General features: G+C 32.5%; 8 protein-coding genes. 1 reads left to right on the top strand and 7 read right to left on the bottom strand.

Annotated elements, in window-relative coordinates:
• Window positions 1–36: 36 nt before the first annotated feature.
• The 7 genes from AC0UBM_RS01815 to AC0UBM_RS01785 form a co-directional block, all read right to left on the bottom strand.
• On the bottom strand, window positions 37–4,488 hold the full coding sequence (locus AC0UBM_RS01815) for a chemotaxis protein CheB (RefSeq protein WP_475687413.1): 4,452 nt from the start codon (window positions 4,486–4,488) through the stop codon (window positions 37–39).
• Between the two features lie 541 nt (window positions 4,489–5,029).
• Window positions 5,030–5,500: a hypothetical protein gene (locus AC0UBM_RS01810; protein WP_475687412.1), complete on the bottom strand. Its 471-nt coding sequence runs from the start codon at window positions 5,498–5,500 to the stop codon at window positions 5,030–5,032.
• A 394-nt stretch (window positions 5,501–5,894) separates the two neighbouring features.
• On the bottom strand, window positions 5,895–6,944 hold the full coding sequence (locus tag AC0UBM_RS01805) for a linear amide C-N hydrolase (RefSeq protein ID WP_475687411.1): 1,050 nt from the start codon (window positions 6,942–6,944) through the stop codon (window positions 5,895–5,897).
• 300 nt (window positions 6,945–7,244) lie between these two features.
• Window positions 7,245–8,198: a calcium/sodium antiporter gene (locus AC0UBM_RS01800; RefSeq protein WP_475687410.1), complete on the bottom strand. Its 954-nt coding sequence runs from the start codon at window positions 8,196–8,198 to the stop codon at window positions 7,245–7,247.
• A gap of 390 nt (window positions 8,199–8,588) precedes the next feature.
• Complete coding sequence (locus tag AC0UBM_RS01795; RefSeq protein ID WP_414034851.1) at window positions 8,589–8,966, bottom strand: GreA/GreB family elongation factor; 378 nt, start codon at window positions 8,964–8,966, stop codon at window positions 8,589–8,591.
• A gap of 499 nt (window positions 8,967–9,465) precedes the next feature.
• Window positions 9,466–9,780 carry a hypothetical protein gene (locus AC0UBM_RS01790; RefSeq protein ID WP_475687409.1) on the bottom strand — a complete coding sequence of 105 codons (315 nt, stop codon included), beginning with the start codon at window positions 9,778–9,780 and terminating at the stop codon, window positions 9,466–9,468.
• Between the two features lie 16 nt (window positions 9,781–9,796).
• Window positions 9,797–12,955, bottom strand: coding sequence for an SIR2 family protein (locus AC0UBM_RS01785; RefSeq protein WP_475687408.1), 3,159 nt, complete (start codon window positions 12,953–12,955; stop codon window positions 9,797–9,799).
• An 820-nt stretch (window positions 12,956–13,775) separates the two neighbouring features.
• Between AC0UBM_RS01785 and AC0UBM_RS01780 the strand changes: the two genes are divergently transcribed.
• Window positions 13,776–14,252 (top strand): Hsp20/alpha crystallin family protein, encoded by a 477-nt coding sequence (locus AC0UBM_RS01780; protein WP_414034855.1) that lies wholly within the window; start codon window positions 13,776–13,778, stop codon window positions 14,250–14,252.
• Window positions 14,253–14,264: the final 12 nt, after the last annotated feature.

The raw sequence follows: 14,264 nt of genomic DNA, 5'->3' as shown, positions 1-14,264 counted from the left end.
ATCTAACATTTAAAACAACTCCAGCATGCTTAAAAACTAAACATGAGGTTGTAACCATTTATGTAATGTTTTAAACAAGTCTTCCTGTGCCACAGGTTTTACTAAAAAGTCTACACATCCCATTTCAAAGCATTTCTGTTTTTCGTCTACCATAACATTAGCGGTTTGCATGATAATTTTGGCTTCTGGATCTAAAATTAAAATTTTACCTAAAGCTTCTATTCCACTCATTTCTGGCATGCGTATATCTAATAAAACAACATCTATTTTTGGTGTATTTTGGTAAACAGCTATAGCTTCTTTCCCAGTACTTGCAAATAAAATGTGCGCACCCGTATTTTTTAGTATTAACATATAAAGTTTCTGAAACAACTTCCCATCTTCTACTATTAAAATAGTTTTCTCTTTAAGAAAATCAATGTCTCGAATATTAAATTTTTTAGTGTTTTCGTCTTGGTGCTTTTCTATTTTTAACGGAATTGTAAATTCGAACAAAGAACCAGCCCTAAATACTGAACTCACCATTATATCTCCGCCCAATAGGTTAACAATACCTTTACAAATAGAAAGTCCTAAACCTGTACCTCCACCATATTTTTCACTACTCTCGTAGTTTAATTGTTTAAAGCGTTCAAATATTTCAGATTGTTTATCCTTTTCAATTCCTATACCTTGATCTTTTACAAAAAACTTTAAATAATCTCCTTCTACATTAAAACCAAAAAATATTTCACCTTGTTCTGAAAATTTTAAAGCATTATTCAATAAGTTAGAAATAACTTGTTGCAATCGATGTTCATCTGTGAGTAATACTAAATCCCGATATGCTTCTGGGATGTGTGTTCTAAACGTAATATTTTGCTTAAGTCTTACTATTTTTAACTGATTGTAAGTAATTTCCAGGTTATTAATTAAATCTGGAATATGGCAAGGCTTTTCAATAATTTTAATTTCATTAGATTCTATTTTAGCGATATCTATAATGTCATCAATTAAATTTAAAAGTTGCTTAGAGTTACTATCTATAATATCCAGATACTTAATACGCTCCGGTTGCGGTAAATCGTCATTTTTCAACAATTCAGAAAATCCTAAAATCCCACTCATAGGTGTTCGGATTTCATGACTCATATTTGCTAAGAAATAGTTTTTATGAAGATTTGCATTTTCAGCGAGTTGTTTAGCTTTTATCAACTCAAGTTCATTGCGCTTTTGTTGGGTAATATCTCTAGCGGCACCGCGTAAACCAACAACATTACCGGTTTCATCTTTTACAATTTCTCCTTGTGTCCACATCCAGCCAAGCTCGTTATTATGCTTAATTATCTCTAATTCTAACTGATAAGGTTCACCAGTGCGTTTGGTGTTCTCTATGGCCTTGGTTATTCTTTCCCAGCTCTCTTCTTTAAAGAGTTTTTTATGTTCTGTATATTCCGGAACAGATTTATTAGGATCTAACTTATACATTTTATAAAGCTCCGAAGTCCATGTCACATTATCGGTTGCTAAATCTAAATACCAGCTACCTACATGTGTTATTTCTTGAACTCTAAACAGTTCTTTTTCGCTTTTCTTTAGCGCTTCTTTTTTATGAAGTAATTCGGTTATATCGGTAAACGTCGCACCAAACTCGCCTTCAACGGGAGAAAATAAATGAACATAAAAGCACTTACCATCTAAGGTTCTATACTCTTCTATGGCTTGCTCTTCTCCAGTTAAAGCTGTTTTTCCAAAAGTAGAAATCCACTCGGTTGGATCGTGTTTTAAGTAATGAATAACCTCATTAAGCTCATTACCGATTAATAATTTTTTATCTACTCCTAACAGTTCTTCGTATTTTGGATTTACATCTAAATACTTCCAACCAATAGGCACGCCTTTTATATCTGTTACAATTTTTGCATGCAGAAAACCTTCGTTTAAATTTTCAAAAAGTCTCTGATACTTTATACCTGTAGCGACTAATTCTTCTTCAGTATGCTTCAGGTCATTAATATTATACAACGTAATAACAACACCATTTACCGTTTTATTTTCTGTAATAAAAGGACTAATTCGTTTTAAATAATAGTTGTTATAAATATCCTTTACTTGCTTTTCTATAACGGTAAGCTTATCTAAAACAAGCTTAGAATCTTTAATAATTAAATCCCTGGTTTCTTGGCTAAAATTTGAAGTAAAACTAGAAAGCGGACGCCCGTAATCTGCTTCATGCAAATTAAAGATCTCCTTAAGACCTGGTGTAAATTTTCGAATACGTAAATCTCTATCTAAAAACAGCGTGGCAATACCCGTATTGTCTAATAAATTCGAGACATCATTATTTAAATTGGTTAACTCTTTGTTTTTTTCTTGCATTTCGATATTTACCGAATACAATTCTTCGTTAACAGACTGTAATTCTTCATTAGCACTTTGGAGCTCTTCATTAGATGCCATTAATTCTTCATTGGTAGATTGTAATTCTTCATTACTTGTTTCCAATTCCTCTATAGCATTCTGTAACTCTGTTTTCGCTATTTTTAACTCGTTTTCTAAATCTTCTAAACGCTGACTCGACACATGGTCTAGATTTATGTTTGTAATCTCTAAAGGCTGTGGAGCGACCTCTTCCTTATCGTTACTAAACTCTATCAAATAACAACTATCCATGTTATCGTCGATATTTGCTTTATGGAAGTATAGATCGAATAAAAAATTACCATTATCCGTTTTATTTACAACATCCTTAATTACAATGTCCTGATTTCCTTCTTCAAGACGTTTAATACCACTTCTTATAATGGTAGCAATATCCGGGCTTACAGTTTTTAATACGTTATGCTCAAAGACACCTTCGTTATGAGTTAATCGCTTTCCTGCATCTCCTTTTATAAACAGAATATTAAAATGTTTATCTATAAAAATAGAGGCCGGACTAAACTTTTTACTTAAGAATTTATGAAAATATAATTCCGGATTGCCTTTGGTTTTATACAGAGGCTCAATATGGGGTGCCACCGCAGACGGGTATTTATGGGCAATGGAGGAAATACGTCCGCCGTTATTAGAATGCGATGGTATTTGCTTGGACTCGGATATGTTTTGGAAAATTTTCCACTTCACATCAATAGGCTTGAAGCAATCAGATACTTCTCCCAATGATTCACTAGTTCCTAAAAACAAATAGGAAAACTGATTTAAAGCAAATTGAAAGTTAAACATCACTTTCTTTTGGATTTTATTGTCAAAATAAATCAATAAATTTCGACAAGTAATTAAATCCATTCTTATAAAAGGTGGGTCTTTTATTAGGTTATGATTGGAAAACACTATTTTTTCACGAATGCGTTTTATAATTTGGAATTTATTTCCAATGCTCACAAAATAAGTATCTAAATATACTTTTTCTATATCTTTTATAATATTTACATGATACATACCATGCCCCGCAATAGCGAGTGCCCTAGAATCTATGTCGGTTGCAAATACTTTAAAATCTATATTAAGCTGATGGGTACGAATATAATCGTCTAGTAAAATGGCTAGCGTATATACTTCCTCACCCGTAGAACAGCCCGCAACCCAAACCCGTATGGTCTCATTTCTACTTTTAGATTTACATATGTTAGGTATAACTTCTTTTTTTAACCGAATAAAGGCGTCACGATCTCTAAAAAAACGCGTTACACCAATTAAAAAATCTTCTTTTAAAGCCTTTTGTTCTGCGGTGTCACTGGATAAAAACGTCTTATAATCCAACAATTGTTCAATATTATTAATGTCCATCCGTTTTTCTAAACGTCTTAATAGTGTGTTGCTTTTATATTCTCTAAAATCAATACCAGAATATTCATAAATAATGGTAAGAATATCGTTCACTAAGGTTTCGTTCGAGGCGTTTTCCTCTAATTTTTCGGTAAGCAACCCCCTATTAATGGGCTTTTTACAAAATATTTCTGCTATTTTTTGCGGATTTAAAATGTAATCTACACAATTGGTAGAAATGGCCGCATTAGGCATACCATCAAACTGAGCCGTTATCGGATCTTGCACAATAATAGTCCCGCCAGCTTCTTTTATGGTTTTTATTCCTCTGGATCCATCAGAACCTGTTCCAGATAAAATAACACCTATAGAATTATCTTTATACGCTTCGCCTAAGGTGTGAAAAAAGATATCTATTGGGAGGTTTAAATTAGGTTTAGGTTCTTTATCTAATACATAGAGTTTCGACCCCTGAATGTGTAATTTTTTACTACTCTGATTTAAGTAAATACAATTAGGCTTTATAGTCTGCTTATCTTCTGCTGTAAAAATTGGCATACTGGTATGCCTACTTAACAATTCTGGCATTAAACTTTTAAAATCGGGAGAGAGATGCTGAATAATAATAAATGCCATGCCGGTATTATTGGGGATGTTATCAAACAAGGTTTGTATAGCATCTAATCCTCCGGCAGAAGCGCCTATACCAACAACATAAAAATTGGATTTTTTGTTTTTCATAGCTATTAATTGAAATTACAATTTCTAAAGTACTGCTTTTTTATTTTGCAAAGTTTTGAATTGAAACCAGTCAAAAACATAAAAACATTAATCGATTGATAATCAACACCATGGGCTCACGTTTTTTTAAACACATTTTTTTCTATTACTACAAACACCCCATCCACAAGTAAGCTTTTTCTTTCTTTTATAGCTATAAAAATCTGTAAATGATATTCTTAGAATACAAACGAATTACCCACATAGTTGTATCGCCTTTTAAAATCGGTACACGAATAATTTCAAATAATACGGTTTAAGGAACGAAGTCGTAGTATGAAAGAGCATAACTTTTGCTGTATGTAGCGTTAAATATAAGATAACATGAAGTTGCGTAGATAGTATACAAACTAGATGTCGTAATACTCGAAAATCCATTAAAATATTCCTGTAAGGCCGACTTTAACTCAAATAAAACCGACATTAACTCCTACTAAAAACGGAATAAAAAAAAGCCCAAAACACCATATCGTTGATGCTCTGAGCTTGATATACTAACGGTTTACAATAACGTAAACTGTATCGTGTTCATTAATCGCCAAGTGTCACGTATTTTAGACGATTTTCTCATGGTTATAAGAAACGATGTATCGTGACTAATACACTCCATTACAAAGTCGCCACGCTCTATATCTACATTCGGATCTGGATTAGAGGTGTATCGCACTTCTTTTAGTTCGATATCTTTCCACACCACGCCAAAAGCGGTTCCTTTTTTGCTTATTTTTTTGAAATCTTCTAAAGTTTTCATTTTAAATGTGGCAATTACAGCATCTGCTTCCGGAAATTCATAATCAGGTTGTGCCTCTTTAACTATCGGGATTAGATACTTAATGTCGTCTAATGTAGGCAAAGCCTTTAATGCCTTTTTCTCGTCTTGATTCTTTAGTGCTTTAAATATGGTGCTCACTAATTTTGTATCCTGATAGTCTTCTTGAGTAAACGCCGTGTGGGATACAAGAAAAGTAAACATAAAAATGAGTAAGTGTAAGCGGATGTTCATTATTACAGTATTTATTAATTATTTCATTAGTGCGATCTATAAGGTTGTAGCCTCAAAAGCCATTTGTAAACTTTATAAGTTAGGCGTTTCGTTAGGTTTTATACGAATTAATTGTAGCTTAATTATTTAGGATACATTTAAATCTATTCCTTTTAATACAAGGTTTCAAATATAAGATATAACGCCTTTATGGGATAATAAACTAGCAACGTTTTCATGTAGCTATACCACATTTAACTCCTAAATGATGATGATACACACAGCTATAAGTAGAAGAAACACGAACCACCCATCTCAAGTTTTTTTATATTAGTACAGAACTGCGACTTCTAATTTTGTTACTAGAACGCCAACACGGTTTGTATTATAGTCCAATAAATTTAAATGGTGTAGTATTCACAAAAGCACTCGAAGTCTCTCCCGAATAGGTTTTATTATTAGATAAATCCAATTTTCTCACATGGCCTTTATCACTAAAATCCACCTTTTTTAAGTCCACCCAAAATGCATTCGGCGTTAAGGCAGTTTCAAAATAATAGACCAAGTTTTTCTGATCTGCTACGGCTCTCCAACGCGTAGTAGATAAATTAGGGTAACCTTCTATTTCAAATCCGTAAGGCACCGAGACGTTTCTTATCACACTAAATACACTGGCAACGGCCACACGTGTATTGTCGGTTTGTGGGATAGCATCTATAAAAAAAGATGCTCTAGCAAAACGGTCTGCCGAAGTTACCGAACCCGGTAAAAAAGTCTTTCCAGGAATATTTTCCCAGTATTTAGAAATAGCCAATTGCGCTTCGAAAGTCGGATCGTTTGTCATCACGTTATATGCAGCGTCATGATGAATTACCAATTTACCTTTAATGTATTCTAAAATCGCGCTATCTCCCGTAGCATCGGAAATTGATAAATGTACAGTCGTAAATTTATCGGTACCAGGTATAAAATCTGAAACTACAGCAAAGGTTTCTTTTTCTAGCGCTTTAACAGCTTCAGAAACGGTAGCAAAATTATCTAAAACATATTGCGCCCATAACGAAATAGCTATACCTTTTCTATTTCCGCTCTTCTCGAATTTTGGATATTCAGACTCTACCAACCATAACATATTGGCAACCAATCCCTTTTCGTTCATCCCATCGGTAGTAGATATATCCCAAGAACTCACGGCTAAACTCCCATATTTAGAGGTCCATTCTAACGCATTTTTTCCGACTTCACCATTTCGTTTTATACCTCGAGGAAAAATCCATTGATTTGCTGGAATTTCCATAGAAAAATCCATGGTTCGGCCTGTTAGCACGGTATTATTCGGACCCTTATACACGACTCGTGTACAAGCTCTGGATTCGGGTACATAACCAATAACAGTCATTAATAATGCTAGAGTAACGCTAATTATTTTTCTCATAGTAGGTGTGGTTTAGGTTTGGTTTTTTTCAGTTTATTATGCCATTTGCTTTAACTATCATCTGAGTTTTTTATAGGTTTTATGCAGCATAATCAGAACATTAACATATCGTACGTATTTCAAATATAAGATATTATGTGCAGTATCTCTTACAAATTATGTCCGCTAATCGCACTTCTTCAACACACTACTGTCGTTTAATTAATGCAATAAAATATATAATAACACTTCCAAGCGACCTGATACAAGACTATTACGCTCTACTTACGTATTCACACATTGCTTTCTAATCATCTATTATTATAATTCTTTGGAAATAATGTAGGCTGTATATATTAAATACCCCCCCAACAGTAGGCCTGCTTCCCACCTATCCAGTTTTTTTCTTTTACCGGTAAACATGGCAATAATTAAAAACGCTGTACCACCCATTAAGATGTATATATCTTGATTAAAATTAGGGTTGAAACGTATCGGATTCACAAACGTGCTTACCGATAGTATTAACAGCACATTAAAAATGTTAGAACCAATAACATTACCAATTGCGATATCGCTATTCTTTTTAAACGCTGCAACCACCGAAGTCACAAATTCCGGAAGCGATGTGCCTGCCGCAATTATGGTTAACCCAATTATTTTCTGACTCAATCCTAATTCTGTAGCCACCTCTACACTATGGTCTACTACCAGTTTACCACCAATTATAAGTCCAGACATCCCCACGAGTACCAGTCCCCAAATCTTGAAATTCGATTGCTCTGTATACGGTACCACTTCGGTTTTGTCTTGCTTTAACCGACTAAACACATAGTATATAAACCACAAAAAACCGACTAACAATATAGCGCCATCCACTCGAGAAAGCATGGGCGACCGATTCCCTAAAAAATCGTTAGCCAAAATAAATAACAGTAAAGTGACCAGTAGCGAAATCGGAATTTCTTTCCAGGCAGTAGACGATTGCACCGTAATCGGATAAATTAAACCGGCGATACCTAGAATTATAAACAAGTTAAAATTATTACTACCAATAACGTTTCCAAATACAATATCCGAAAGGCCGTTATACGACGCAACCGAATTCACAACCAATTCCGGTGCCGAGGTTCCAAACGCCACTATGGTTAACCCAATAACGAGATCGGAAACATTGTTTTTTTTCGCTAAAGACGAAGCGCCATCTACCAACCAATTTGCGCCATAAATTAGACTGACAAAGCCCGCAATTATAAATAGTGAAGATATTACCATACTGCATCCAAATAATTAACTTAAACACACCAAAACCAGAGTTGGTACATCTCTATCAAATATAAGATTTCTACTCTAAATAACTAGTATATAACACAGTAGAACACTAAATATTTAGCATCACTTAAAGCAACGGTATAATACTCGTGCTGAAACAGTTAGAACATATGCTCTAAAAAAACGCACAATTTCCGTGCTATTTAAAGGGCTATATACAGCAACATAAGCAATACAGCTAATCCGTTTCATACCACGGGATTTCAATAATGCCTATAAATTTTAGCGCATTATAAAACGTGCTCCATAATGCCCCGTACTATTTAAAGTTGTAAAAAAAAAAGAGCCTTTGTGTGATTAGCACAAAGACTCTTTTTACTTCTGTTTAAAAGATTAAATGGTTTCTACATTTAAAATTTCCAGTTTTCTATCGCCATCTTTAAAAGGCCAATTAATCACATCGCCTACTTGTCTGCCAATAGTAGCCACGGCAACATCGCATAAAATAGACAGTTTTCCTTTTTTATTGTTTGTTTTAGTCGTAGCCACAAACATAAATTCTTTTTCTTTGTTTTCGGTATGATCTTTAATTGTCACACGTCGGTTTACTGTAACCACATCTTCTGGCAAATCTCGTCTAAATACCTGATTGGCGTGTTTTAATTCTAAAAGCAGAAGTTCCTCTTCTTGTTTGGTTACTTTTTTTCTTCGGATATGATCTTTAATCATATTGTATATTCCGGTTGTTAAGATTACATTTTTGTCTGACATTGTATTTTTTTATTGCATTCCCGACTGTTTACTAAGTAGTTTAGACTCAATCATTCAAAATAGTGCGCAACATAACGCGCTTCCAGTGTCGAATGATTCTAGTAGTGTAAAGCAGAAATAAGATTAAAATTTAAGAGTAATTGAGAGTAGCCCTGTTCTGAGTCGTAACAGGGATTAATTTATAAACTCTTTGGAATGTTTTAAAAAAATATCGTCGTGACGGTAATATAAAGACAGCGCTATCCTTAACGTTTTTTTTACTGTATATAAAAAATTAACTGCTGTCATTTGTATTATAATTAACGAGTTACGAAGCTAGTCATTATAATTAAGATTAACAATGGTTATGCGAATTAGTATATTAAAGTGTTAGGAGTTGTGGTGTAAAAAAAGCTTACATTATCAAGAGGATATTGTAAGCTTGATATAATGGCGAAGTGAATATTTAGTTGTTACCTGCAGGCTTTCCTCAGCCTCTTATCAACTAAAGCTAAATATTTCATTCCATTTTGATTTGGACATACCTACCTCTTTCAAATCTATGTAAACGTGATTGTAATTTGAAATTTTCACTTTTTTTATAATCTATAAAAGGTTTTGATAATCGGAATGATTCAGCTAAAACCTCCATTGGATTTATTGGAATTACTAATTCATTTTGAACCAATTCTCGCATAAATGGTTCATGGTTTTCACGTTCGTAAAAGTAGTTTTGAGGAACAATCGAACTTACTGTTTCATAATATAATAGAGTACGAGTTATCCAATCCGTTCTTGGAATATTTATGTAAGGATAGTATAATAAATTTTCCATATTTTGGCTTTTTGTCTTATATAAATAATCTGTAATCATATGTTCTACCTTCAAATCTTGAAAGTAATTTTCCAATTCTCGCAATCTTATTTGATGAGTCGATAGTTGAAGGTAGCTTTGAATATAAATCCAATGAGTTCCAATTCATTTTTGTTAAACTTAAAATTTCTGTTGAAATTAAATCAATATTAGATTCTCCATAGTGTTTTGTTATTTTTACTGGAGCTGGAATACTTCTTCCTCCTAGAAAATACTTCCAATTTGGTTGTCGTACAGAAGGTACAATTCCGTGAGTCCATAAAAGAGCTGTATATTTATTTGTAACAATACAAGTCCCTCTTGAAATTGGAAATTTATCAACTTGTAGTTCACTGTTATAAACGCTCATTGCTACAAAACGTGCATCAGGCTCAAAACTAATTTCAATAAGATCTATTTTTTTAATTCCAGCTTTATGTAAACTAGCTTTAATTCCGTCTATTTCATCTTGTGTAAACTTTGTTCTTTTGTGTATAACTACTCTTTCAGGAAGTTTATCTAGTGATTCGTAAAACAGCTCTCTTATTGAAACTCCAAATTGAAAAGCATCTTTAAATGATAAAAAAGGATTGTTTTGCTTATCAAGGAAATAGTTATCGATTTTAGATAACTTATATTTTAAACCCTGACCGTTTGAATCATAAATGTGACTACAACCAATAACAATTTCTGATTTATCTTTTATTTTTGAAATACTATATCCAATTCCGGCATATGCTGTATTTTTTTCCTGATTATTTAAAATCCAAGGTGTTCTTAAAGATTTCACATAAAATGATAATGATAACCACCAATTAATCTGACAAGTTAAATTGTCTTCTAATGTTTTCTCTCTAATTAATTGTGTCGCAATTCCTTTTGAAGCTGCAAATGCTTTAACATAATCGTGTAAATCAAAACTTTCTTCTTTGTTTACAAAACTTTCAAAATTTTGCCATTCGTTTGGAATAAATATAACGATTGTACTTTGACTTTGGGTATTCGCTATTTGTTCAATTTTTGAAGTTATAAGTCTAGCAAGTTTAATTGCATTTTCGTGCGCTTCAACTCCATTTTCACCTCTAAAATTAATATCCAACCAACTTCCATCATTTTCATAGTATGGAATGTTTAAGGGAAGATTATAAATTGATGAAAAGCCAGGGTAATCTATTAAGTAATCAAGGTTTTTATTATCAGTTGAGTGTTTTGTTTGTAGTTTAGAAAGAAAGGTGTAAAAGTTATTTGAATATTTCTCTCCACAAATAACGGATAAGTTTATTTCATTAGATAATATTACTCCATTAAGATTAACATCATAGGGCCGGTTGCTTACTAAACCTCTCATTGGATGGTAATCTTTAAATTCTAAATCTGATGAAATATTACGAAAAACAAGTTGTGGTTCTAAAAACTGGACTCCTTTAAATTGAGTTTGCTTTTTGGCGTACATTTTTGGAGAGTAACTTCTAAATTTAGGGTCTAAAACGGTTATTTCTCCAAAAGCAGTACTTGAAGATATCTGAAATTCAAGACCACTACCAGATTGAAAAGGATATTCAAATTTTATTCCAGGTTTGTTAAATAAAAGCTTATTCCAGTTTTCTAATATTTCGTCATACTTATTGTTATATAATTTCTCTAAGTTGTATTTACTAATAGTTAATTTTTCTGTTTTCGAAATTTCGTGGTCAGAGGTTAAGTTTATTGTTGGTGTAAAAGTTAAGTAACCAAAGCTTTTATTTTTATCAAAGTAAAATGAAAGAAAAAGTGCTTTATGAATTTTAATACCTTTGTATTCACTTTCATTCTTTGTTAACCATATTTTATTTTTATTATTTGTGGAAATTCTTTTGTCATTTGCAAAATGTTTCAAAATTGCCTGAAGCATTAAGGATTTGAATTGCGATACATTTTCGACATCAAACTTACTTATAGACTCTCTTTTAATATCATTTTTTAGAAGTCCTTTAAATGCGTTTGAAATATCGGTTAATGTGCCGATAGCAAATACTTTTCGTTTAAAGAAAACGGCACAAATATTATATGTTTGGCAAATGTTCTTTAAAAAATCCCATGGTTTTTCTCCATTATACTCAATTTCAAATTGGAAAACTTCTTTTGGAAAAACAACTGGGTGCAAATTACTCTTAATATATTTTCCTGTATTTGAAAAATTTAAATGAAACTCTGTTTTTAAATACTCTTCATTTTCTGAACTTTCAAGTGAATTTTGAATTTCTTGCGTAAGAAAATTATTATCCTCAAATGCTGATTTAGCTAAATGAATTATAGTCTTATCAAATCCGTCTGTTGTTACGTAATGAGCTTCTCTTCCTGAATCTCTAACAGTACTAAGCAACTTAGCTACTTCATCTGATATTTCACTTCCATAACCACACCAATACAATCTTCCTGCTCCTTTTTGAGTGAAAGCTTTTGTTATTGCGTCCATTAAAGATGTATCTCTTCCACTATAACCAGTAATTATCAAATTTTTATCTAGATGATAATTAGAAAGATTTTCAATAAACACTTCATTTTGAGAATCTAATTCTTCTACTGTATTTTTTAATGAACTGAATTTATAATCACCATGAAGAGCGATTGCAAGAAGTTCCTTGCTACTTTGATTCCGATAGATTCTATCTACATTATCTAGATTTATTTCTATTGGTGTTAGTTTGTTTTGATGAGCTGAACGAACAATTAGTCCGTCAAAATTAGTAGTCCAAACAGATTTTATGATATTATGCTCTGCAAGTAAGCACAATAGTTTGTAACCAATATAAGGTTCTTTATTTTCTATTAGACTTAAAAAATATTTTCTTCTATCATCACTAATTGGATATGCCTTTTCTGCATAATAAGAATATTCTTCATTTGAGTCTAATTCAGGATATTCCCCTTGACTATCAAGCCATTTTTGAATACTCTTTCTAACAGAATCTTCTTTGTGATTTTTATAATAATCAGATGCGTTTATATTCTTAGAGAGATAGATGTCTTTTTTCCATTCCCAAATACAGTCATATGCAGATTGAATTCCTGAACTTATTGAAGCACCAGCTCCTAACAATATTGAATGAGGAACATCTGTATTTCTTTTAAAAGACCTTAAAAAAGCATCGTAATCAAGTCTCAATTTTTCTGTCATTCAGTTTGTTTTTTTTTGCTTACTGTTAACATTAGTATATATCACATAATGTTCTACCCATCTCAAATATAAACTATCTCTACAAAATCTCCCATATAATTTATTGACACTTATATATTTAATCAATTTCTCATTTTTACACTCCCATTTCACCTCAAATTCCCCAACAAATCAACATCAAAACCTCCAAAACCACAACACCGCGCCAAGCCGGTTTTCAACACTAAAAAAAACCAGTATTAGGAGCATCTTTAGATCTCATTCGTGTCTAATTCGGAAAATGGTCCGTTTTTTAAATATACACCCGAAGCGCTACTGAACGAGACCCGAGCAAGACTCGAACAAAACCCCTTGCCGACCACAATATCGTTTCACCAGCATTCTACCCCGTTCATAACCGTTCAGTTTGTGTCACCATGTGTCAAAACTATCAGAAACAACCTACAAATTAAAATGCTAAAACGGTGCTATTTTCATCTAAACAGCTAGAGTAAACACGGGTTTTCAGATTTGAAAAACACGTTTTTAAATCGGATAATTATTAGCGTTTAAAAGGATTCTGTTTTGGTCTGTTTGCACACCTAAATACCAACGGTTTTGAACCTAAAAAACGAACTTAATTAAAAATGTCAATCTGACATTTACAGCAATGAAAAATTGACATTGATTATGTAAAAATGACATCGAATTCTGTGTATTTTAAGACAATTTTTAGAGGTGATGGGCCATAATGCGTTTTGGTATTTTTTTTGTTTTATAGTAAGCGAAATCAAGAGGGATTTCAAATTTGAAAATATGTTTAATTTAAAATTTTATAGTTATGAGCAATTTAGTAAGTGTTCCTAAAAATGGAAGTTTAGCGAACAGAAATTCAAATCAAAATTTTCCAACCTTATCAACTTGGTTAGACGATGTTTTTAACCGCGATTTACCATCGGTATTTACATCTAACTTTAATACAGGCATCTCGTTGCCTCAGGTAAACATTAAAGAAACACCTGATGCGTTTGTGGTAGATATGGCTGTTCCTGGTCTTAAAAAATCAGATTTCCATATCGATATAGACAATCAGTTACTGTCCATTTCTACAGAAGTTAAGGAAGAAAACGAACACAAAGAAGATAATTATACACGCAGAGAGTTTGGATACTCGTCTTTTAAAAGAACCTTTACACTTCCAGAAAGTGTAAACGACGAAAAGATAAATGCGACCTATAAAGAAGGTATTTTAAGTGTGCATTTACCTAAAAAAGAAGAGGCTAAACAAAAGCCTGCTAGAAGCATTACCATTTCTTAAGCCATGTGCAAT

The sequence above is a fragment of the Formosa sp. F44 genome, from assembly GCF_056238645.1.
The sequence above is the reverse complement of the archived record's forward strand: the minus strand, read 5'-3'. Positions and strand labels throughout refer to the sequence as shown.

Excerpts from the sequence above, each read along its gene's own strand:
- AC0UBM_RS01815 (WP_475687413.1), bottom strand. The coding sequence starts at position 4,488 with ATGAAAAACAAAAAATCCAATTTTTATGTTGTTGGTATAGGCGCTTCT.
- AC0UBM_RS01810 (WP_475687412.1), bottom strand. The coding sequence starts at position 5,500 with ATGTTTACTTTTCTTGTATCCCACACGGCGTTTACTCAAGAAGACTAT.
- AC0UBM_RS01805 (WP_475687411.1), bottom strand. The coding sequence starts at position 6,944 with ATGAGAAAAATAATTAGCGTTACTCTAGCATTATTAATGACTGTTATT.
- AC0UBM_RS01800 (WP_475687410.1), bottom strand. The coding sequence starts at position 8,198 with ATGGTAATATCTTCACTATTTATAATTGCGGGCTTTGTCAGTCTAATT.
- AC0UBM_RS01795 (WP_414034851.1), bottom strand. The coding sequence starts at position 8,966 with ATGTCAGACAAAAATGTAATCTTAACAACCGGAATATACAATATGATT.
- AC0UBM_RS01790 (WP_475687409.1), bottom strand. The coding sequence starts at position 9,780 with ATGGAAAATTTATTATACTATCCTTACATAAATATTCCAAGAACGGAT.
- AC0UBM_RS01785 (WP_475687408.1), bottom strand. The coding sequence starts at position 12,955 with ATGACAGAAAAATTGAGACTTGATTACGATGCTTTTTTAAGGTCTTTT.
- AC0UBM_RS01780 (WP_414034855.1), top strand. The coding sequence starts at position 13,776 with ATGAGCAATTTAGTAAGTGTTCCTAAAAATGGAAGTTTAGCGAACAGA.